The sequence below is a fragment of the Carbonicoccus niuqiaonis genome, from assembly GCF_050157065.1.
Taxonomy (GTDB): domain Bacteria; phylum Actinomycetota; class Actinomycetes; order Propionibacteriales; family Propionibacteriaceae; genus Avipropionibacterium.
The window spans coordinates 1,789,786-1,811,269 of the sequence record NZ_CP189573.1 but is presented as its reverse complement, the minus strand read 5'-3'; the positions used below and the strand labels follow the sequence as shown (position 1 = coordinate 1,811,269).

General features: G+C 69.4%; 17 protein-coding genes and 1 tRNA gene. 8 read left to right on the top strand and 10 right to left on the bottom strand.

Annotation, left to right across the window (positions count from 1 at the left end):
* Positions 1-77 precede the first annotated feature (77 nt).
* The gene (locus tag ACQBAU_RS08205; protein WP_465259482.1) at positions 78-578 is read left to right on the top strand and encodes a DUF5979 domain-containing protein; all 501 of its coding nucleotides are present in this window, start codon (positions 78-80) and stop codon (positions 576-578) included.
* 3 nt (positions 579-581) lie between these two features.
* Here the strand turns inward: ACQBAU_RS08205 and serA are convergent, their stop codons facing one another.
* From serA to ACQBAU_RS08170, 7 genes are all read right to left on the bottom strand, one after another.
* The gene (serA, locus tag ACQBAU_RS08200) at positions 582-1,778 is read right to left on the bottom strand and encodes a phosphoglycerate dehydrogenase (protein WP_465255900.1); all 1,197 of its coding nucleotides are present in this window, start codon (positions 1,776-1,778) and stop codon (positions 582-584) included.
* 101 nt (positions 1,779-1,879) lie between these two features.
* Entirely contained in the window at positions 1,880-2,668 is a 789-nt protein-coding gene (locus ACQBAU_RS08195; RefSeq protein WP_465255952.1) for an ABC transporter ATP-binding protein, read from the bottom strand.
* Complete coding sequence (locus ACQBAU_RS08190; RefSeq protein ID WP_465255899.1) at positions 2,662-3,564, bottom strand: ABC transporter ATP-binding protein; 903 nt, start codon at positions 3,562-3,564, stop codon at positions 2,662-2,664. Before ACQBAU_RS08190 ends, ACQBAU_RS08195 begins: the two co-directional genes overlap by 7 nt.
* Positions 3,561-4,373: an ABC transporter permease gene (locus ACQBAU_RS08185; protein WP_465255898.1), complete on the bottom strand. Its 813-nt coding sequence runs from the start codon at positions 4,371-4,373 to the stop codon at positions 3,561-3,563. The genes ACQBAU_RS08190 and ACQBAU_RS08185 overlap by 4 nt, the downstream gene beginning before the upstream one ends.
* On the bottom strand, positions 4,370-5,332 hold the full coding sequence (locus ACQBAU_RS08180; RefSeq protein ID WP_434550431.1) for an ABC transporter permease: 963 nt from the start codon (positions 5,330-5,332) through the stop codon (positions 4,370-4,372). The genes ACQBAU_RS08185 and ACQBAU_RS08180 overlap by 4 nt, the downstream gene beginning before the upstream one ends.
* A 1-nt stretch (position 5,333) precedes the next feature.
* Positions 5,334-6,812: an ABC transporter substrate-binding protein gene (locus ACQBAU_RS08175; protein WP_434550432.1), complete on the bottom strand. Its 1,479-nt coding sequence runs from the start codon at positions 6,810-6,812 to the stop codon at positions 5,334-5,336.
* Positions 6,809-7,819: a P1 family peptidase gene (locus ACQBAU_RS08170; protein ID WP_465255897.1), complete on the bottom strand. Its 1,011-nt coding sequence runs from the start codon at positions 7,817-7,819 to the stop codon at positions 6,809-6,811. The genes ACQBAU_RS08175 and ACQBAU_RS08170 overlap by 4 nt, the downstream gene beginning before the upstream one ends.
* A 136-nt stretch (positions 7,820-7,955) precedes the next feature.
* Between ACQBAU_RS08170 and ACQBAU_RS08165 the strand changes: the two genes are divergently transcribed.
* The 3 genes from ACQBAU_RS08165 to ACQBAU_RS08155 all read left to right on the top strand — a co-directional run bounded on the left by ACQBAU_RS08165 (position 7,956) and on the right by ACQBAU_RS08155 (position 14,342).
* Positions 7,956-8,894, top strand: a complete 939-nt coding sequence (locus ACQBAU_RS08165; protein WP_465255896.1) for a cation diffusion facilitator family transporter — start codon at positions 7,956-7,958, stop codon at positions 8,892-8,894.
* A 60-nt stretch (positions 8,895-8,954) separates the two neighbouring features.
* Positions 8,955-11,834 carry a glycoside hydrolase family 2 TIM barrel-domain containing protein gene (locus ACQBAU_RS08160; RefSeq protein ID WP_465255895.1) on the top strand — a complete coding sequence of 960 codons (2,880 nt, stop codon included), beginning with the start codon at positions 8,955-8,957 and terminating at the stop codon, positions 11,832-11,834.
* Between the two features lie 141 nt (positions 11,835-11,975).
* Positions 11,976-14,342: an OmpL47-type beta-barrel domain-containing protein gene (locus tag ACQBAU_RS08155; RefSeq protein ID WP_465255894.1), complete on the top strand. Its 2,367-nt coding sequence runs from the start codon at positions 11,976-11,978 to the stop codon at positions 14,340-14,342.
* 60 nt (positions 14,343-14,402) lie between these two features.
* Here the strand turns inward: ACQBAU_RS08155 and ACQBAU_RS08150 are convergent, their stop codons facing one another.
* The 3 genes from ACQBAU_RS08150 to ACQBAU_RS08140 are packed head-to-tail and all read right to left on the bottom strand — an operon-like array spanning position 14,403 to position 17,340.
* Positions 14,403-15,452 carry a LacI family DNA-binding transcriptional regulator gene (locus ACQBAU_RS08150; RefSeq protein ID WP_465255893.1) on the bottom strand — a complete coding sequence of 350 codons (1,050 nt, stop codon included), beginning with the start codon at positions 15,450-15,452 and terminating at the stop codon, positions 14,403-14,405.
* Between the two features lie 14 nt (positions 15,453-15,466).
* On the bottom strand, positions 15,467-16,573 hold the full coding sequence (locus ACQBAU_RS08145) for a Gfo/Idh/MocA family protein (protein ID WP_465255892.1): 1,107 nt from the start codon (positions 16,571-16,573) through the stop codon (positions 15,467-15,469).
* Positions 16,570-17,340 carry a ThuA domain-containing protein gene (locus ACQBAU_RS08140; RefSeq protein ID WP_434550439.1) on the bottom strand — a complete coding sequence of 257 codons (771 nt, stop codon included), beginning with the start codon at positions 17,338-17,340 and terminating at the stop codon, positions 16,570-16,572. The genes ACQBAU_RS08145 and ACQBAU_RS08140 overlap by 4 nt, the downstream gene beginning before the upstream one ends.
* Positions 17,341-17,418: 78 nt before the next feature.
* Here ACQBAU_RS08140 and ACQBAU_RS08135 point away from each other — a divergent pair, with 78 nt between their 5' ends.
* The 4 genes from ACQBAU_RS08135 (at position 17,419) to ACQBAU_RS08120 (ending at position 21,467) form a co-directional block, all read left to right on the top strand.
* The gene (locus ACQBAU_RS08135) at positions 17,419-18,561 is read left to right on the top strand and encodes an FUSC family protein (protein ID WP_434550440.1); all 1,143 of its coding nucleotides are present in this window, start codon (positions 17,419-17,421) and stop codon (positions 18,559-18,561) included.
* 54 nt (positions 18,562-18,615) lie between these two features.
* Positions 18,616-19,518, top strand: a complete 903-nt coding sequence (locus tag ACQBAU_RS08130; RefSeq protein ID WP_434550441.1) for a metallophosphoesterase — start codon at positions 18,616-18,618, stop codon at positions 19,516-19,518.
* 54 nt (positions 19,519-19,572) lie between these two features.
* A tRNA-Met gene (locus ACQBAU_RS08125) sits at positions 19,573-19,646 on the top strand.
* 381 nt (positions 19,647-20,027) lie between these two features.
* Positions 20,028-21,467 carry an arabinose isomerase gene (locus ACQBAU_RS08120; protein WP_465255891.1) on the top strand — a complete coding sequence of 480 codons (1,440 nt, stop codon included), beginning with the start codon at positions 20,028-20,030 and terminating at the stop codon, positions 21,465-21,467.
* Positions 21,468-21,484: the final 17 nt, after the last annotated feature.

The window sequence follows — 21,484 nt, the reverse complement described above, 5'->3', positions numbered from 1 at the left end:
GGTCGGGATCGGGTCGGTGCCGTCGAGGGTGTAGTGCCTGCCGGCGATCCCTCGGTGCGGCCGCCGGCGCCCAGGGCGTGATCGTCATCGAAGTCAGCTGTGACGGCACGGCGCTGTCACGGCACTGGGTGATCCCGGCCGGGGCCGAGGCGGGCAACCAGTCCTTCGCCTGGCACGACGTCCCCGCGGGCTCGGTGTGCACGATCACCGAGCTCTCCGGTGGAGCGACCGGGGCAGTGATCGCCACCGTCACCGGCGTCGATCAGGAGGTGACGGTACCGGCGGGCGGCATCGTCACCGGCGGGTTCCTCAACACGTACGGCGAGGCCCCGGGATCCGGAGAAGTCCCGGGAACCGGCGAGACCCCGGGAACCGGCGAGACCCCAGGAACCGGAGAGACCCCAGGAACCGGAGAAGTCCCGGCCGTCGACAACACCTCCACCGAGCTGCCGCCGCTCGCTGACTCCGGCGCGCCGACCGGGCTGGCCGCGATCGTGCTCTTCGGCACCGGAGCCCTCGGTGCGGGACTGTGGCTGGTGTCCGGGCCACGCCGGCGGCGGCTGGGTGGAACGCGGTAGGGGTCAGTCGACGACGCGGAGCCGTACGGTCTCCGGCAGCTCTCGCAGCCGGTCCAGCAGCGCAGGGTCGAGCTGTCCGGCGAGGTCGGTGATCACGTAACCGAGGTCGCCGCGGGTCGACAGCATCTGACGCTCGATGTTGGCGCCGGACTCGGCGAGGATGCCGTTCACGTGGCCCATCACGCCGGGGACGTTCCGGTGCACGTGCAACAGCCGTGGGCCGAGGGTGGTGTCGTCCATCGCGACCTGCGGCACGTTCACCGCCATCGTGGTGGTGCCGTTGGTGACGAAGTCGCGCAGCTTGCCGGCGACGAACCGGCCGATGTCGACCTGGGCCTCCTGCGTCGACCCGCCGACGTGCGGGGTCAGGATGACGTTCGGGATCCCTTGCAGGCTTGAGGTGAACGCCTCGCCGGCAATCTTGGGCTCGGTCGGAAAGACGTCGACGGCGGCGCCGGCGATGTGTCCCGACACCAGGTGGTCGCGCAACGCGTCATGATCAACGACGAAGCCACGGCACAGATTGAGGAACAGGCTGCGTGGTCGCATCATCGCGAACTGCTCGGCACCGAACATCCCGGCGTTCCCGTCACGCCCGTCGACGTGCAGGCTGACCGTCTCGGCCTCGGCCAGCAGTTCCTCCAGACTGTCGCACCGCTGTGCGTTGCCCAACGCGAGCTTGTCGGCGATGTCGTAGTAGAGCACCCGCATCCCGATCGCCTCGGCCACCACCGACAACTGGCTGCCGATGTTGCCGTACCCGACGATGCCCAAGGTGCGACCGCGGACCTCGTGCGACCCGGAAGCCGACTTGTCCCACTCGCCGGCGTGCATCTTCTCGTTCTTCTCGGTCAGTCGGCGCGCCAGCGAGATGATCTCGGCGATCACCAGCTCCACCACCGACCGGGTGTTGGAGAACGGCGCGTTGAACACCGTCGTTCCCCGCGTCGTGGCCGAGGCCAGGTCGATCTGGTTGGTGCCGATGCAAAACGCCCCGACGGCCAACAGGTCAGGTGCTGCGGCCAACACCTCGTCGGTCACGTGCGTCTTGGACCGGATCCCCAGCAGGTCGACCCCCGGCAGCGCGTCGATCAACTCGTCGGCGTCCAGGGCCCCCTTGTGGGTGGCGACCTCGATCCCGCGCTCGCCGAGCAGCCGCTCGGCCTCGGGGTGGATGTTCTCCAGCAGCAGGGCCTTCATGGCACGAAGTGTAAGGAAATCGGTCGGCCTTTCGGCCCCGACGGTCGTCCGGCGAGATGCCCGCCGGAAGCACCACCGACCGCGATCCACGTCGTGCCGGATTACTCCTGTGCCGGAAGCCTTGGAACGGCGGACAACAATTCGGCCGTGTAGTCGTTGCGTGGGTTGCCGTACACCTCGTCGGCCGGTCCCTGCTCGACGATCCGACCCCGTTGCATCACCGCCACCCGGTCACACAGGTGCCGCACCACCCACAGGTCGTGCGACACCATCACCAACGTCAACTGCTGACTGTCCACCAGGTCGACCAGCAGGTTGAGCACCTGGGCCCGGATCGACACGTCCAACGCAGACACCGGCTCGTCGGCGATCAACACACGCGGTCGAGGAGCCAGGGCCCGGGCGAGCGCGATCCGCTGCCGCTGTCCCCCGGAGAACTCGTGCGGATACCGCCGGGCGGAGTCGGCCGGCAGCTTGACCGCGGCCAGCACCTCCGCCAACCGGGCCCGGCGATCGGTGGGGACGTCGTCGCGTCGCCGCAGCAGCGGGGACCGCAGCGGCTCGGTGATGATGTCGCCGACGGTCATCCTCGGGTTCAACGACGACCGCGGGTCCTGGAACACCACCTGCACCGCGCTGCGCAGGAATCCGAGTCGACGTTCCGACAGCCCGCCCAGCTCACGGCCCTCGTACGAGACGGTGCCGCTGGTCGGCCGGTCGAGGGCGGCCATCATGTTGATCAAGGTCGTCTTGCCCGACCCGGACTCCCCCACGATCCCGAGACGATCTCCGGGACGGACCGTCAGGTCGACGTCGGCGACGGCCTGCAGCCGGCCGGCACCGCTGCCGAACACCCGGTTCACCCCGACCAACTCGAAGCCGGTCATGATCGTTGCTCCCGCGGCACCGACGGGCGCTCCGACAACGGCCAGAAGTCCTCCACTGTGGGCAGCCGCTCCCCCGGCGGGACCTGGTCGAGTCGGGCGGTGGCCACCAACCCGGCGGTGTAGGGGTGCTCGGGCGCGGACAGCACCTGCTCCAGCGGGCCGGTCTCCACCACGACGCCGTCGTACATCACCGCCACCTCCGAACAGATCTGCGACACCACGGCCAGGTCATGGCTGATGAACAGGCAGGCCGCCCCGCGCTGGGTCAGCTCCTGGTCCAGCAGTGCCAGCACCTTGGCCTGCACGGTCACGTCCAGGGCCGTCGTCGGCTCGTCGCAGATGATCAACTGCGGGGTGTTGACCAGCGCCATCGCCATCATCACCCGCTGCCGCTGCCCACCGGACAGCTGGTGCGGGTAGCTGTCCGCGATCCGGGGTGGGTCAGGCAGGCCCACCTCGTCGAGCATCTCCAGGACGCGTTGCCGCGCGTGCTGCGGCCCACCTGAGGCCGACCGGGGATGGAGCAACAACACCTCGGCGACCTGCCGGCCGACCTTCATCGTCGGGTCGAGCGCGGTCATCGGCTCCTGGAACACCATCGACATCGTGTCGCCGCGGAGCCGGGCCAGCAGCCGGTCGGGGCGGCCCAGCACCGGGGTCCCACAGACCGTCACCGAGCCGGTGGCGTGGGCCTGCTCGGGCAACAGCCCCATCACCGCCAGCGCGGTCACCGACTTGCCCGAGCCGGACTCCCCGATCAGCCCGAGCCGTTGACCGGGTTCGATCCGCAAGCCCACCCCGTGCAGCACCGGCGGGCGGCGGCCGAACCCGACGACCAGGTCGTCGACCAGCAACGCCGGTCCCGAGTCCGGCGCCGGGTCCCGCTCCGGCGCGCTCATCGCATCTCCTTCAGCCGCGGGTCGAGCAGGTCGCGCAGGCCGTCGCCGAGCAGGTTGAACCCGAGCACCGCACACCCGATCGCCAGCCCGGGCCACAGTGCCAGCTCCGGATTGGAGAACAGGTAGGTCTGCGCATCGCGCAACATCCTGCCCCAGGTCGGCGTCGGCGGTCGGGTCGACAACCCGAGGTAGCTGAGTGCCGCCTCGGCCAGGATCGCGATGCCGAACGAGACCGACGCCTGCACCCCGATCACCGGCGCGATGTTGGGCAGCACGTGCCGGACGGCGATCATGGTCGGCCGGGTGCCCGACACCCGTGCCGCCGAGACGTAGTCGTGTGACATCACCTGTACGGTCCCGGCGCGGGCGATCCGGGCGAAGGCCGGCACCGTCGCCAGTCCGATCGCCACCATCGCCGTCACCGTGGACGCCCCGACGGCCGCGGCCAGCAGGATCGCCAACAGTAGTGCGGGGAACGCGTACCAGATGTCGGTGGCCCGCATGATCACCTCCGACAACCAACCCCCGCGTTGCCCGGCCACCACGCCCAGCGGGACGCCAAGCACCGCGGCGATCCCGACCGCGATCACCCCGATCAGCAGGCAGGCCCGCGCCGACACCATCAGTCGACTCAGGATGTCGATGCCGAACCCGTCAGTTCCCAACGGGTACGTCGATCCCGGCGGCCGGAGCACCGTGGCCGGATTGACCCGGATCGGGTCGTGCGGGGTCCAGACCCATGACACGACGGCCGTGAGAACGACCAACGCCACCAGCACCACCCCGACCACCAGATTCGCCCGCTTCACCGTACGGCCCGCCGCGTCCGCAACCGGGGATCGATCGCCAGGTACGACAGGTCGACCAGGAAGTTGATCAACAACACCACGAACACCAGCACCATCACGGTGCCCTGCACGACCATCAGGTCCCGTTCGGCGACCGCGGCGAGCAGGTGTGAGCCGAGGCCCGGGATCGCGAACACCTGCTCGATCACGATCGCCCCCACCAACAGTGTGCTCAACTGCAGGCCGAGCACGGTCACGACCTGCACCGCCACGTTCCGCAGCCCGTGCCGCAGCAGGGCGGAGTACCGCGGCCACCCGATGGCGCGGGCGGTCCGCAGGTAGTCCTCACCCAGCACCTCGAGGAAGGCCGAGCGGACGTAGCGGGTGAGCACGGCTCCCTGCACCAGCGACAGCGCCACCACCGGTAGCACCAGTCCCCACGCCCAGCGGGCCGGGTCGGTGGTGAGCGGGGTGTAGCCGCCGGCGGGGAACCAGCGCTGCCGCACCGCGAAGACCCAGACCAGCATGATCCCGGCCCAGAAGGCGGGGATGGCCAGCCCGGCCTGCGACAGTGCACTGGCGAAGAATCCGTCGACGTGCTGCCGACGTGCCGCCGCCCACATCCCCAGGGGGACGGCGATCACCAGCGCCAGCAGCATCGAGCCGATCACCAGCCATGCGGTCACCGCGAACCGGTCGGCGATGGCGGTGGCCACCGGCGTCCGGGTCAGGTACGAATGGCCGAAGTCACCGGTCAGCAGGCCGCCGATCCAGTGCAGGTACTGCACGATCAACGGTCGGTCGGTGCCCAACTCGTGACGCAGCGCCTCGACCGCGGCGGGCGTCGCGTCGGTGCCGAGGATGACCTGGGCGACGTCGCCGGGCAGAGCCGCACAGGCCAGGAAGATGATCACCGAGGCCACCAACAGGCTCGCGACGAAGATCGCCGCCCGCTTGCCGATCAGCCTCGCGACGTACACGTCATGCCCGGCTGAGGTCCGTCAGGTCGAACGCCAGCGTCGTCGCATTCTGCGGCAGGCCGTCGATGTCCGGCTTGGTCACGACCAGGTTGGGCAACAGGAAGAGGAAGTCCGCGACCGCGTCCTCGGCAAGGATCCGGGCGACCTGCTTGAACTTCTCGACCTGCTCCTCCTGGGTGCCGACGTCCGCCTCGGCGACCAGCCGCTGCACCTCCGGATTGTCGTACCGCCAGTAGTACTCCGGATCGGCCCACTTGACGATGTCGCGCGGTTCGACGTGGGAGATGATCGAGATGTCGTAGTCGGCCTTGGTGAACACCAGGTCCAGCCAGCGGGCCGGGAACTCGAGCTCGTCGGTCGTCACCTCGAAGCCGACCTCACGGAGCTGACTCGCCACGAACTGGGCCGACGCGGTCGCGTACGGGATCGTCGGGACCCGCAACCGCAGCGGGGTGGCCTTGGTGTAGCCGGCCTCGGTGAGCAGTGCACTGGCCCGCGCCGGATCGAACGGGTAGGTGTCGGACAGGTCCTCGTACCACGGGTCGGTGGGCGGCACCATCGAGCCGATCAGCGTGCCGTGACCGGCCCAGACGGTGTCGAGCAGCGCCTGCCGGTCGACGGCGTGGTTGATCGCCTGCCGGAGACGCTTGTCGGCCAGGAGACCGGAGTTGTTGAACCCCATCACCACCTCACCCTGGGTGGTGCCCTCGATGATCGTGAACCGCGCGGGGTCCTCGAACTGGGCCAGCGCCTGCGGCGCCTGGACGTTGGAGAGGATGTCGAGCTGCTCCGACAGCATCGCCGCGTTCAACGCGTTCGGGTCGGCGAAGTAGCGGATCGTCACCTGCGCGGCGTACGGGGCGTCACCCCAGTAGTCGTCGCGCCGGCCGAGCACCAGGTCGGCACCCTTGGACCAGCTGGTCAACGTGTACGGGCCGGAGCCGGCCGGTTGCGAGGCCCAGTCACCGTCGGCCTCGGAGTCGAACACCATGCCGGCGGTCGACGTCATCGAGAACAGCCACGAGTTGGACGGCCGCGACAGCCGTACGGTCACCGTCTGCTCGTCGGTCGCCTCGACCGCGTCCACCGCCGCGTGCTGGGCCTGCAGCACCGGTGTCCCCTCGCTGCGGACCCGTTCGATGGACCACACCACGTCGGTGGCGGTCAGCTTCCGGCCGCCGGGGAAGTTGGCGCGATCGTCCAAGGTGAACGTGTAGACCAGCCGGTCGTCGCTGACGGTCCAGTCGGTCGCCAGCAGTGGCTGCATCTCGCCCGCGTCGTCCAGCTTCAGCAGCGTCTCGTACAGGTTGTAGAGCAGCACCTGCGGGATCGCCGCGGCGTCGCTGACGACCGGGTCGAGCGCGGGCGGCTGGGCGGTGGCCCCGACGACGAGGTCACGTGAGGCCTCCGAGGGACCCGGCGTACAGGACGCGATGGCCGGGGCCAGCAGGGCCAGGCCGAGTAGGCTGCGTCGCCTCATGACAGTTCTTCCTCCGAGCTGGTGCTGCTGATGGCGCTGGACACCGTACTGGGTGCCAGGTCAACCAGCGCGGCCCAGTCCCCCCTGGCCTCTGCGTGGATCAGGGCCTGGGCGATGGCGTCGGTGAACGCGTCCGCGCCGGCGGCCAGGATGTCGTTGAGCGCGAGCAGGGCGTCGGCGGGGTGGTCGGGCATCGGCCGCTTCCCCGAGGCGAGGCAGAACACGGTGTCGCCGTCCAACATCGAGTGCAGGGGACGGATCGCGCGAGCCATCCCGTCGTGACCCACCTGGGCGACCTTGTTGGCCTGCGGCTTCGTCAGCTCGGCGTCGGTCATGATCACGCCGATCGTGGTGGCCAGCGCTCCCCCGGCGGGCAGGTTGACCAGGTCCGCCAGCTCCTCCGGCGTCGGGTCGGGCAACTGGTGCGTACGGTCGGCGTACAGCCGACCGGTGGCCGGGTCGATCACCGAGCCGGCGGCGTTGACGACGACCGCGGCAGCGACCGCCACCCCCTGCGGGGTCCGCGTCTCGGCGTACCCGAAACCGCCCTTCAGGCCGCCGGCGACGGCCCCGGTGCCGCCACCCACGCAGCCCTGTGCGGGGTCATCGGTGGTCGCAGCCGCCAGTGCCTCGGCGCCGAGCTCGGCGGTCGGGCGATTGCCGAACTCACCACCCCGACCGAGGTCGAAGATGACCGCAGCCGGCACGATCGGTACGACCTGGTGCGGTAGCGCGCCCACGGGGAAGCCGACGTTGTCTGCGGCGAGCCCGTTCAGCACGCCGTCGGCCGCGGCCAGCCCGTACGCACTGCCCCCGGTCAGCACCACCGCGTGCACTGCCGGGATCATCGTGACCGGGTCGAGCAGGTCGGTCTCGCGCGTGCCCGGGCCGCCCCCGCGGACGTCCACACCGCCCATCGCGCCGGCACGGCACACGACCACGGTCGTACCGGTCAACCACCCCGCCTCGTCGCGGCCGGCGTGGCCGATCTCGAATCCGTCGATCATGGGCGTCACCCTACTTCGGACGACGCTGATCGACATGGGGTGAGATACCGATCGGTAGCGCTCCGAAGCCGACCCGTCGTGGCGTCGGACGCGACTCCACCCACCGGACATCGGGCCGAGATGGAACAATGTCGGGGTGTCCCGGGCCAGTCTGACCAAGTTCGCGTGGTTGTCGATCGCCGCCGCGATCGTGACCATCACCTTGAAGACCGGGGCCTGGTGGGTCACCGGGTCGGTCGGCCTGCTGTCGGACGCCGCCGAGTCGGTGGTCAACCTGGTGGCGGCGGTGGCGGCCCTGATCGCGCTGCGGGTGGCGGCCCGGCCCGCCGACGACGACCACCACTTCGGTCATGCCAAGGCGGAGTACTTTTCCGCCGCCCTCGAAGGCGTGATGATCTTCATCGCCGCGGCGGTCATCCTGGTGACGGCGGTGACCCGCTTCATCGATCCGCAGCCGATCGAACAGGTCGGCATCGGCCTGACGATCTCGGTCATCGCCTCGGCGGTGAACGGTGCCGTCGCGATCGTGTTGCTCCGCGCGGGTCGCCAGCACAACTCGATCACCCTGCGGGCCGACGGCAAGCACCTGATGACCGACGTGATCACCTCGGCCGGCGTGGTGATCGGCGTGCTGTTGGTGGTGCTCACCGGTTGGGACCGGCTCGACCCCGTGGTGGCGTTCGCGGTCGGCGTCAACATCGTGGTGACCGGGTCGAAGTTGATCACCGAGTCGGTGCACGGGCTGATGGACCGCACCCTGTCCGACGACGAGAACCGTCGGATCGCAGCGATCATCGCCCGCTACGCCTCCGACGAGGTCGCCTTCCACGCCCTGCAGACCAGGCAGTCGGGGCACCAGCAGTTCGCGACCTGCCACGTGCTGGTGCCCGGTGCCTGGTCGGTCACCCGCGGCCACGACCTGGTCGAGGAGGTGGAGGCCGCGGTGGCCGAGGAGTTCCCCACGCTGCATCTCACCACCCACCTCGAGCCCCGGGAGGATCCGCGAGCCTATGAAGGCATCACCGCCGAGGTGCCGATGCTGCCGGCCGAGCCGGACGCATCCGACGACGGCTGAGCCGCGACCACGTACGGGCGCGACCACGTACGGGCGTTGTCTGGTACTAGGTTGGTGCGGGTGAATGCCGAGCTGTCCCGTCCTGCCGCTGACCTGCTCACCGAGATCGAGTCGATCGCACCACCGGAGGGCACCTGCCCACCGCGGGCGTGGCTGCACAGTGATGCGCCGGTGCTGTCGCTGAACGGGACGTGGCGGGTCCGCTTCTCCCCCTCGGCGGCCGAGACCCCCGATGACGGGTGGCAGACCGGCACCGGATCGGGCAAGGACTGGGGCGACCTGACCGTCCCCGGCCACTGGGCACTGCAACCCCGTGCCGGGCAGGGCACCGGTGCGCCGTGGTACACCAACGTGCAGTACCCGTTCCCGGTGGATCCGCCCCATGTGCCCGACGACAACGTGATCGGCGACCACGTGACCCGCTTCAAGCTGGACGACCGGTTCCTGCCCCATGCCCGACTCCGGTTCGGCGGCGTGGAGGCCGGTGCCACGGTGTGGCTGAACGGCGAGCGGCTGGGCACCATCCGCGGCAGCCGGTTGACCCACGAGTTCGACCTCACCGGATTCGCCCGGGCCGGCGACAACGTGCTGGCGGTGCGGGTGTTCCAGTGGACGGCGGCCAGCTACGCCGAGGACCAGGACATGTGGTGGCTGCCGGGCATCTTCCGTGACGTGGAGGTGCTGGCGCGACCGGTCGGCGGCATCGAGGACGTGTTCGTCCACGCCGACTACGACCCCTCCACCGGCGACGGCGAGCTCACCGTCGAGGTCAGCAGTGACGGCGCGGCGGTGATCGACTGCCCCGAGTTGGGCCTGTCAGGAGTGCCGGCCGACCAGCGGCATCCGGTCGCCGAGGTCCGACCGTGGACCGCGGAGACCCCGCACCGCTACCGGGTCGTGGTGTCGACCGCGACCGAGCAGGTGACGCTGCAGGTCGGGTTCCGCCGGATCGAGGTGGTCGACGCACAGCTGATGGTGAACGGTCGCCCGATCCTGTTGCGCGGCATGAACCGCCACGAGTTCGATCCTGATCATGGTCGCTTCGTCAGCCCGGAGCGTGCCCGGACCGAGCTGCTGATCATGAAGCAGCACAACGTGAACGCGGTCCGCACCTCCCACTACCCACCGGCCGCCTGGTTCTGCGACCTGGCCGACGAGCTCGGGTTGTGGGTGATGGTGGAGAACGACCTGGAGACCCACGGTTTCGTGTCGGGGCACTTCGACGGTGACCCGGCCAAGGAGCCGGCCTGGCGTGACGCCCTGCTGGACCGGATGCACCGCACCGTGGAGCGCGACAAGAACCATCCGTCGGTGTTCTGCTGGTCGCTGGGCAACGAGGCGGGCGACGGCGACAACCTGGCCGCGATGGCGGACTGGACGAACGATCGGGACCCGGACCGGTTGCTGCACTACGAGGGCGACCAGCGTTCGGGCAAGGTCGGGCTGTGGTCGCAGATGTACACCAGCCACGCCGACGTCCTCGCGATCGGTGAAGGGCGCGAGGAGCCGTTGGCCGACCCGGAGTTGCAACGACATCGCAGTGGACTGCCGTTCGTGCTGTGTGAGTACGGCCACGCCCTCGGCACCGGGCCGGGTGGGATGTCGGAGTACCAGGAGCTGTTCGAGACCCACCCCCGGCTGGCCGGCGGCTTCGTCTGGGAGTGGATCGACCACGGCATCCGGACCACTGATGATCATGGTCGGGAGTTCTTCGCGTACGGCGGCGACTTCGGCGAACCGTTGCACGACGGGGCGTTCGTCACCGACGGCTGCGTGTTTCCCGACCTGACCACGAAACCGGCACTGCGCGACTTCAAGAAGGTCGCCGAGCCGGTCCGGATCAGCATCGCCGACAACCGGGTGACGATCCGCAACGGCTACGACCACCGCGACACCAGCCACCTGTCCTTCGTGTGGACGGCCGGTCGCAAGCATGGCGAGCTCGACGTGCCGGTGCTGGAGTCCGGCGAGGAGACCACGATGACGCTGCCGCGGAAGGCAGGGTCGGGCACCGTCACGGTGTCGGCGCTGATCGCCGAGGACCTGCCCTGGGGCGAGGCCGGGTACGAGATCGCGTGGGGCCAACGGGTGGCCGAACCGCCCCCCGTACCGACGGTGAGGCCGCGACGCCGCCTGGATGATCGTGGCCGGCTCGGTCCGGCGCGCTTCGACGGGCGGCACCGGCTGACCAGTCTGTTCGGGGTGCCGGTCAGCGGGCCCGAACTGGTGCTGGGCCGCGCCCCGACCCACAACGACCTGGCGCGCGGCACCGTACGGGTGGGTGACGGGTCGGCCGACCAGGTGTGGCAACGACAGCGGCTCGACCTGCTGCAGCCGCGACTGCTGTCGGCAACCCTGACCGACGGGCTCGAGGTGCGGCAGCGCTGGGGCGCGTTGGGCCAGCAGGCCGCGGTGATCACCACCATGACCTGGCACGCCGACGACGACGCGGTCGCGTTGTCGTTCCGCGCCGAACCCGAGGGCCCGTGGGGCGACTACTGGGCGCGGATCGGCCTGGAGTTCGTGGTCGACAAGGTGATCAAGAAGGTCACGTGGACCGGCGGCGGCCCCGGACAGGCCTACCCCGACTGCGGCCAGGGTGCCCGACAGGGCGAGTGGTCGGCGACCGTGGACGAGCTGCAGGTGCCCTACCTGCGGCCACAGGAGAGCGGTGCGCGGACCAAGGTGTCGCGACTCGGCCTGGAGCGCGGCTTCGTCGTGACCGGCGAGCCGTTCGGGTTCACCGTACGGCCGTGGTCGCAGGCGGAGCTGGTCGCGGCCGCCCATCCGCACGAACTGCCGACCACCGATCGGACCCACCTGATCATCGATGCGGCCCAGCACGGCGTCGGTACGGCGGCCTGCGGTCCGGGCGTGCTGCCGGCGTACGTGCTCACCCCGCAGCCGGCGGCACTGGAGCTGGTGTTCACCAAGCGCTGAGGCCGGACGCTGAAGCGACCGGGCCGGTGGCACGGGTACTCCCGGGCGTTTCGTTGGAACACGGTGGAACTGGTTGCAGGACTCGTGGTGCGGCCACCACGATGGGCTCCACCCCAGTCCGCGCATCAAAGGAGAACTGCCGTGAGACGCTCATTCCGGTGCCTGGTCGGCCTGCTCGCACTGACCCTGCTGGTCCCGCTCGTTCTCGCCGCCCCGGCCCGAGCCGAGACCGGCCCGGCCCAGGCCACCGACCCGGTCGTCGAGGAGATCCTTGCTGGCGACGAGCGGATCACCTACCTCGGTGCCCCGGTCCGGTCGCAGATCGGAGGCGTGCCGAAGGTCGGCATCGAGGACGGTCGGGCGGTCGGCTACCAGATGTTCAAGGGCATCGGTGGGACGAGCGCGCCCGGCACCCTGGTCGTCTTCGACCTCGAGACCGGCGAAACCCTGCGAAGCTTCCCGATCGCCGCGGCTGACAACAACTGGGGCGTGACCGTCGCCGCTGACGGTCGGGTCTACGTCGCCACCTACCACGACTACGCGCTGCACCGGTACGACCCGGCCACCAAGACCGTGGAGGACCTGGGGCCGATCAATGCCGAGGTCCCGAAGGACGGCTACCCGTGGGCCATGGCGCCCGGGCCGGGCAACACGGTCTTCATCGGCACCTACAAGAGGGGCGACCTGTGGCAGTTCCACCCCGACACCGGTGAGTTCGAGAACTGGGGGCACGAAGGATGGGGACCGGACGACCCCGATCAGTCGCAGTACGTCCGCGGGATGACCTGGGACGAGACGCGGCAGGAGCTGTACATCTCCACCGGATCGTTCGACCCGGCGATCTACCGGATCGACACGACGACCCGTGAGGTCGTGCGGATCACCGACGACACCAAGCAGCCGGGCCTGTCGACGGAGTCGTTCATCTCGGCGATGACCTACATCGACGGTCGAGTGTTCGCCCGTGGCTACCACTCCAAGAAGCTGCTGGTGATCGACCGGGACGGCAACACCGAGTACTGGGGCAACGACAACGGGTCGCTGAGCGTGCAGGGCTACACGTTCGTCCAGCACCCGACCGACCCCGACACCGTGCTGTTCACCAACGCCAAGATCTTGTCGGCCTACGACACCTCCAGCAAGCAGATCACCCAGGTGGCCAACATCGGCAGCTACCTCAGCGATGCGGTGGCCTCCCCCACCGATCCGACCACCCTGTACGGGTTGTCCGGGACCGGCACCTTCGAGCTCGACCTGGCCGCGCCGGAGACGCCGCCCTCGCTGCACGCGTTCTCCTTCGCCCAACCGGCGGTGTTGGAGACCGTGCTGACCGGCCCCGACAACACGATGTGGGCGGCGGGCTACATGAGTTCGTTCGCCCGCGTCGACACCACCGGCGGCGGTCACCTCTACCCGACCACGCAGATCTCGCGGCAGTACGAGTCGTCGATCATCCGCGACGGGAAGATGTACCTGGGCGCCTACACCGGGAGTTCCTTCCAGGTGTTCGATCCCAAGACACCGGAGGTCGCGCCGCGCACGTTGTTCCACGGCACGGCCCAGGGCTTCGACCGGCCGATCACAATGACCTACGACCCGGTGAACGACAAGGCCTACATGGGATCCATCCCCGGGTACGGCCTCAACCAGGGCGGCATCTCGGTGTGGGACTTCACCACCTCGACGGTGAAGCACTTCAAGACCGAGGTCGTCCCCGACCAGGGTGTCGCCGCTGCGGTCTACAACCCTAGTGACGGCATGGTCTACCTGGGCAGCAACGTCGACGGCGGCAACGGTCATCCCGACAGTGGCCAGACCGAGGCGTACCTGGTGGTCTGGGATCCGAAGACCGACACGAAGGTGAAGCAGCTCATCCCCGTACCGGATCGTCGTGGCATCACGGGGCTGACCGTCGCCGCCGACGGCACGGTCTGGGGCATCGCGGAGGACATGTTGTTCGTCTACGACCCGGCGACCGGTGAGGTCGAGCGCTCCGTCCGCGTCATCGGCAGCCGGTACGGCAGCGGCAACCACTGGTCGTGGGGCTACCTGGCCTTCTCGAAGAAGGACGACATGTTGTACGGCTCGGTCGGCAGCCGCCTGCTCCGGATCGACCCGACGACACTGGCGGTCAGCAACGTCGGCATCGGCAAGGGGTCACGGATGCACCTCGACACCGACGGCAACGTCTACTTCCTGGCGTTCTACGGATCCCAGCACCTGTTCAAGTACGAGCCGGTGCCGGCCGGGCCCGACACCACTGCCCCCGAGGTGTCGACCACGGTCACCGGGGACGGCGACGAGGTCATGATCACCTTGGTCGCCACCGATGACGCGTCAGGGGTCGCCCGCATCGAGTACCGCAGGGGGCAGGACGCGGAGTGGACCACGTACGCCGATCCGTTGCCCGCCACGCTCTCCTCGCGAGAGGTGATCAGGTATCGCGCGGTCGACGAGGCCGGCAACGTGTCACGGATCCGGGTGTTGATGTTGCGGCCCGGCGGCTGACCAGCAGCACGCGGGGCCGGTGGCCCGGTCGGCATCGTTCCCGTGCCCTGACCGTGGCACTCAGGCCGGTTGCCCGGGTGGTGCGGCAACCGACTGCCGCATGATCAGGTGTGTCCCGACGATGAGTCGCTGCTCGCCCCGATGGGCGGTGTCGTCCTCGAGTGCGATCCGTGCCGCACGTCGACCCAGCTCGGCGAACGGCATGTGCACCGTGGTCAGCGGCGGGATGAAGAACCGGGAGTTGCGCTGATCGTCGAAGCCGACCACCGACAACGTGTCCGGGACGGACCGTCCGGCGTCATGGGCGGCCTGCAGCACTCCCATCGCCATCTCGTCGCTCTCGGCGAAGATGGCGGTGATGTCAGGCCGGTCGGCCAGCAACGACGTAGCTGCCTCGTAACCATGATCAGCATCACGCTGCCCGACCCGGATCAAGCCCGCATCGTGCTCGATCCCGAAATGGGCCAACGCCTGTCGGTAGCCCCGGCTGCGGGCGTCACTGGTGCTCATCCCGACCGGCCCCCGGACGAGGCCGATCACGGTGTGGCTACGCGAGAGGAGCAGTCCGACCGCAGCCGCTGACCCACCCTCGTTGTTGTAGTCCAGCACCGTCACCCCCGGGACCACCAGCTCGGCGTCGGCCGTCATCGCCCGGCCACACAGCACGATCGGCTTGCCGGCCTCGCGCGCCTCCTTGGTGGTCCGGATGAACGCGCGGGCGTAGTCGGCGGTCAGCTGGAACCCACCGACGAGGATGATCCCGCCCACCCGCTCGTCGCGGACCAGCCCGGCCAGCAGTGCAAGCTCCCGGGCGGCGTCCCCGCGGCTGACGGAGAACATGCAGTACCGGCCCGCGTCATCGGTGGCAGCCTCCACTCCGACGATGATCTCGTCGATCACCTGGTGACTCATCACCGGGACGACCACGCCCAGTGCCGGGCGTTGCCGCGGCTGTCGCGGATCACCGGTGTAACCGAGTTCCTCGGCCGCCGCACGCACCCGGTCGCGCGCCTCCGACGAGGCCGAGCGGCCGGGATTGAGCGCGCGCGACGCCGTCGCCACCGACACCCCCGCCCGCAGGGCCACCGCTCGCAGCGTCGGTCCACCCACGTCCGGGCTCCTCCTCAGTCGAGCACGACCTCGGACCGCGAGGCGGCGGAGGCATAGCAGGCGTCGATGATCGCCGTACGCTTCAGCCCCACCCGCCCCCGGTGCGCGTCCCAGTTGCCGGAGCCGACGGTGTCGACGAATGTCGCGACGCAGTCGGCATGGCCACCCTCGGGGCCCAGGATCGGCGACAGCTCCGCGGGGATGCCGTCGACGTCGGTGACGACACTGAGGTGAGGTGTCGAGCCGGGGCCGGTCGGCAGCTCCAGGTTGGCGCCACCCTTGGTCCCGTACACCGTCAGGTACATCAGGTCGCGCGGCACGTACTGGGCCCAGCTGGCCTCCACCAGCAGGGTCGCCCCGTCGGTCATCCGGACGAAGGCGGTGCCGAGGTCCTCCACCTCGAACTTGGTGCTGCCGCCGCCCTCGGGCACCCACTTGTTGCCGGCGGTCCCCGGTGACCCGCCCAGCCCGCGTGGCCCGAACTCGGCGTACGTGGCACCGGTCACGGCGTGCACCTCCGGCTCACCCATCACGTGCAACGCCATGTCCAGGACGTGCACGCCGATGTCCATCATCGGGCCACCCCCGGCCATCGCCTGCTGGGTGAACCAGCTGCCGAGCCCGGGGATGCCCGTACGACGCAACCAACCGCACTTCACGTAGTAGATCCGGCCCAGCAGGCCGTCGGTGGCGAGCTGGTGCAGGGCTGTCACCTCACGACCGCGGCGCTTGTTGAAGGTGACGTCGAGCACCCGGTCGTTCGCGGTCGCGGCGGCCACCATCTCCCGCGCCCGGGCAGCGTTCTCGGCCATCGGCTTCTCACAGAGCACGTGCACCCCGGCGTCGAGCGCCTTGATCGACATCGGCGCGTGCAGGGCCGTCGGCGTGGCCAGGCTGACCACGTCGAGCTCGGCCGTGGCCAGCATCGCCTCAGCATCGGCGAAGGTGTCGGCGACGCCGTACGTCTGGGCAAGTGTGGCGAGCTGCTCGGGCTCCTGGCCGGCCAGCGCGACGAGCTCGACGCCCGGCAGCTGGGCGTAGGCAGCCATGTGCTGTTGGCCGGCCCAGCCGAGTCCGACGACGCCGGCCCGCAGCGGGCGTCCGGTCGTCCGGGCGCTCATTCCTGCATCCCCGGGTGCATCCGCTCCAGGTCCGCGACGGTGAACCGCGGCGGGGGCTGCCGGACCACTGCGGGTACGGCGAAGCCGGCCGACGGCGACGGTGCGGCCCAGCGGACCCCGTTCGCGAGCACCCGTTGGACGTCGGGGTGGTGGTAGACCGGATAGGCCTGGTCGCCGGGTGAGAAGTAGAACACCTTGCCCTTGCCGCGACGCCAGGTGCAGCCGGAACGGAACACCTCGCCGCCGGTGAAGCTGGAGATGAAGATCAACTCGTCGGGCTGCGGGATGTCGAAGTACTCCCCGTACATCTCCTGTCCCTCGATCCGGATCGGGTGCGGCACCCCCTCGGCGATCGGGTGGTCGGGCCGTACGGTCCACACCAGCTCGGTGTCGTTGACCTCACGCCACTCCAGCGAGCAGGTGGTGCCCATCAGCTTCTTGAAGATCTTGGAGAAGTGGCCGGAGTGCAGCACCAGCAAGCCCATCCCGGCGAGCACCCGCTCGTGCACCCGGTCGACCACGGCGTCGTCGACGTCACGGTGGCCGAGGTGGCCCCACCACACCAGCACGTCGGTGGCGTCGAGCACCTCGGCGGTCAGCCCGTGCTCGGGCTCCTGGAGGGTGGCCGTACCGACCTCGACCTCGTCGCCCAACAATGATGCGATGCCGTTGGCGATGGTGGTGTGCATCCCGTCGGGATAGATGCTTGCCATGTGCTCGGCATCGCGGGTCTCGTGGATGTTCTCGCCCCACACGGTGACCTTCATGCAGTTCTGCCTTCCGGAGGTGTCATTCGATCCGTCCCCGGGAACCCTACAGAGCATCGGCAGGGCCATGATGGAGGCATGGCGAGGGCGGGGTTCTCGATGCACCGGATGAAGTTGCGCGCCTTCGACCTGAGCGAACGGAGTGCCGCGTACGGTCGGCGCTCGCTCCGCAAGCGGGTCGGCCGGCTGCGGTCACGGCTGTGGTTCCTGGTGCAGTGTGCGGTCACCGCCGGCCTCGCCTGGTGGTTGGCACAGGTCGTCGTCGGGCATCCGCTGCCGTTCTTCGCGCCGGTCGCCGCAATCATCGTGCTCGGCGTCAGCTACGGCCAGCGGGTGCGACGGGCCGTCGAAGTGGCGATCGGGGTCGCGGTCGGCGTGTTCATCGGTGACGTCTTCGTCGTCCTGTTCGGCACCGGGGTGTGGCAGATCATCGTCGTCTGCCTGGTGGCGATGGCGGTGGCGACCCTGATCGACACCGGCACGTTGGTGACCATCCAGGCCGGGGTGCAGGCCATCATCGTGACGACCCTGCTGCCGCAGCCCGACCAGGCGCTCGACCGGTGGGTCGACGCGGCCGTGGGCTGTGGCCTGGCGCTGCTGGTGACGATCCTGCTGCCGGCCGCCCCGCTGGCCAAGCCGCGGGTGATGTCGGCGCGGGTGCTCGAGGACGTGGCCGCCACGCTGACGGCGGCCCGACAGGCGTTGGGCGCCGGCGACCAACAGGCCGCCGACGCGGTGCTCGACCAGGCACGCGCCGGTGAGGCGAACCTGGCGGAACTGGACGAGGCGACGTCGGAGGGGATGGCCGTGGTGCGCTACTCGGTGTTCTTCCGACACGGCTCCATGCCGGCGGTCCAGGCGTACGCCGAATTGGCCGAGCCGTTGGACCGGCTGACCCGCAACCTGCGGGTGCTGGCCCGGCGGGTGGCGGTCGCGGTGTGGCGGGGTGAGCGGGTACCCGACGCCTACCGTGAGCTGATCGGCGACGTCGCCCACGTGACCACCTTCATGGCCGGCGAGATGTGGGACCGTCGGCTCCCCACCGCTGCCCGGTCCAGGTTGGTCGCGGTCGCCGAACGCAGCTCCACGTTGCCGATCACCGATGACCTGTCGGCGGTGGTGATCCTGGCCCAACTTCGCTCGATGGTGACCGACCTGTTGATGCTGACGGGTCTTTCCGCCGGCGAGGCCCGCGAACTCGTGCCCGACATGGAGTTGTGAGCCCGGTGCTGGGCGGCCGGCCCGGGGGCAGTCGTCATCGGGCACGATGGGGACATGGCAGCAGCGACGGACGCCGTCTCGATCGTGGTGGTCGCCGACACCCAGCTGATGACGCGTGACCACCCGGACCTGTTCGACGTGATGACCGGGCACATCATCGACATCGCCGCCGCCGAACCGGTGGCGATGGTGCTGCACGTCGGCGACGTGGTCAATGACGGCGGCAAGGACCCGGGCCAGTACCGTACCGCCGCTCGGAGCCTGCAACGTCTGACCGCGCACGGTCTGCCGCTGATGATCGCCCCGGGCAACCACGACTACGACAACGAGCTTTCCCATGACCGGAGCCTGACGCAGTTTCGTGACGCCTTCGGCCCGTTGTGCGCCGACACGGCGAGCGCGACGTTCGAGCCGGAAGCGTACGAGAACAGCGCGGCCATCGTCGCCGGGCCGAACGGCGACCTCGGCTTCCTGACCCTGGAGTTCGGCCCCCGCGCAGACGTCCTCGCGTGGGCACATCAGGTGTTGACCGACCGGGCTGACATTCCCTTCATCGTCAACACCCACAGTCACCTGTACGTCGACGGGCAGCGCACCCGGCCGGGGTGTGCCCACCATCCACGGCTCTACGCCGGCACCCGGGACGGCCACGACGGCGAGGAGGTCTGGCAGCGACTGCTGCGGCACCACGACAACGTGCTCGCCGTGTTCTCCGGGCACCATGTGCACGGCAACGTCCACCATCGGATCGACCACACCGAGGGCGGCAGCCCGGTGCTGCAGGCGTTCCAGAACTGGCAGTCCGAAGACCTCGGTGGTGCCGGACGCTTCCGTCTGGTGACGGTCGATCTCGTACGGCGACTGGTGCGGCTGCGGGTGGTCAACCCGGTGACCGGTCGGTTCGAGGACGACGAGGGGTACGAGGTCACGGCCGACCTCGCTCGCGCCGGCCGGTGACCGGTGCCGCCGATTTGGCTTCGGCGGGTCGACCCTCTAAAGTAGGACGAGCGCCGCGGGGTGGAGCAGCTCGGTAGCTCGCTGGGCTCATAACCCAGAGGTCACAGGTTCAAATCCTGTCCCCGCTACGAAAGTCGAAGGCCCGGACCACTCGGTCCGGGCCTTCGCGCTTCCCTCCTCCAGCCGTTCCGGTCGGGCCTCGTGCCCCCGATTCCGCACAGCGACCGGTCGACGGGGCTGGGCCGCTCCGCCGCAGGCGTGGCGCCACGTTTCCCCCCACCGCCGACCGGTCGCTTTGCGGAATCAGAACCAGTGCCCCGCATCGACACTCCTGATCGTCGAACACCTGGCGAATCCGGCGCTGCTGGTCCAGGTCGAGACGGTCGCGGCCGGCCGCTGACCGCAGCCCGAAACTCGCGTCGCAGGATCTCGGCGTGATTGTTGCCCACCATGGGCTCTGGGTGCTTCAATCGTTTCAATCCGGAACCGACCTGTCTTGGAGGGTCATCGTGAGTCCCGCTCCCACCTCGATCACCGCCATCGAACGTGTCGAGCGACGCCGAGCACGAGTCGGTCTGGTCTCGGGGGGCCTGGGCACCTACTGGCCCCAGTTCCCGGACCTGCTGCCGCAGCTTCAAGCCTCGGCGCAGACCGTCTCGAGCCGGTTCGCCGAGATGGACGTCGACGTGATCGACGTCGGGTTCGTCTCCGACGCGACGGAGGGCGCCGCCGCTGCCGAGCGGTTGCGGACGGCCGACTGCGACATCATCGTGATGTTCCTGGCCACCTATCTGACGTCGTCGATGGTGCTGCCGATCGCGCAACGGTCGCACGCGCCGGTGCTGGTGGTGGACCTGCAGCCCACCGAGCGGATGGACCACGCCTCGTTCGACACCGGGGCATGGCTGGCCTACTGCGGACAGTGCCCGGTTCCTGAACTGGGCAACGTGTTCCGGCGTGCCGGGATCGAGTTCCGCTCAGTCAGCGGCTGGCTCGGACAGGACAGCGCCTGGCAACGGATCGAGCACTGGGTGACCGCGGCCCGGATCCGAGCCGCCCTCCGCGAGGCCCGCCACGGACTGATGGGCCATGTGTACCCGGGGATGCTCGACGTGTCGACGGACCTGACCCTGCTGCCGGCCACCTTCGGTTCCCACGTCGAGGTGCTGGAGTTCGACGACCTGCGACAGCGGATCGAGGCTGTGTCGGACAAGGACGTGAGCGACCGGGTCAGCCTGTCCCGGGAACTGTTCGAGCTCGACGATTCGGTGGTCGACGACGACTTCCGTTGGGGTGCGACGGTTTCGGTGGCCCTGGATCGGTTGGTCGACGACTATTCGCTGGACACGCTGGCCTACTATCACCGCGGACTGGACGGTGAGCTGCACGAACGGATCGGCGCCGGCATGATCCTGGGTGCCTCGCTGTTGACCGCTCGCGGCATCCCGACGACCGGAGAGTACGAGTTGCGGACCACGGTCGCCCAGTTGGCCACGGAGGTGGCCGGTGCCGGCGGTTCCTTCTGTGAGATCCAGGCCCTGAACTTCGTCGACGGGGTGGTGGAGATGGGCCACGACGGCCCGGCCCATCTGGCGGTCAGTGCCGGACGGCCGCTGTTGCGCGGGTTGGGGACCTACCACGGCAAGCGTGGCTGGGGGGTCAGTGTCGAGTTCGACGTACGGCACGGGCCGGTCACGTTGTTGGGGCTGGGTCAGGACCGCGACGGGCAGCTGTCCTTCGTCGCCGCGGAGGGAACGGTGGTCCCGGGCCCGCTGCTGGCCATCGGCAACACCACCAGTCGTGTCGACTTCCACCGCGATCCCGGTGAATGGGTGGATGCCTGGTCCGCCACCGGGGTGGGACATCACTGGTCGCTCTCGGTGGGAGCGCGCTCGGCGGACTACCGTGCCGCGGCATCCCTGCTCGGCATCGGATTCCGCACGATCTGACAATCCACGACAGCGAC

Coding starts and splice junctions, on each gene's coding strand:
- serA (WP_465255900.1), bottom strand. CDS start 1,778: ATGAAGGCCCTGCTGCTGGAGAACATCCACCCCGAGGCCGAGCGGCTG.
- ACQBAU_RS08190 (WP_465255899.1), bottom strand. CDS start 3,564: ATGAGCGCGCCGGAGCGGGACCCGGCGCCGGACTCGGGACCGGCGTTG.
- ACQBAU_RS08175 (WP_434550432.1), bottom strand. CDS start 6,812: ATGAGGCGACGCAGCCTACTCGGCCTGGCCCTGCTGGCCCCGGCCATC.
- ACQBAU_RS08170 (WP_465255897.1), bottom strand. CDS start 7,819: ATGATCGACGGATTCGAGATCGGCCACGCCGGCCGCGACGAGGCGGGG.
- ACQBAU_RS08145 (WP_465255892.1), bottom strand. CDS start 16,573: ATGAGCGCCCGGACGACCGGACGCCCGCTGCGGGCCGGCGTCGTCGGA.
- ACQBAU_RS08140 (WP_434550439.1), bottom strand. CDS start 17,340: ATGAAGGTCACCGTGTGGGGCGAGAACATCCACGAGACCCGCGATGCC.
- ACQBAU_RS08135 (WP_434550440.1), top strand. CDS start 17,419: ATGGCGAGGGCGGGGTTCTCGATGCACCGGATGAAGTTGCGCGCCTTC.
- ACQBAU_RS08130 (WP_434550441.1), top strand. CDS start 18,616: ATGGCAGCAGCGACGGACGCCGTCTCGATCGTGGTGGTCGCCGACACC.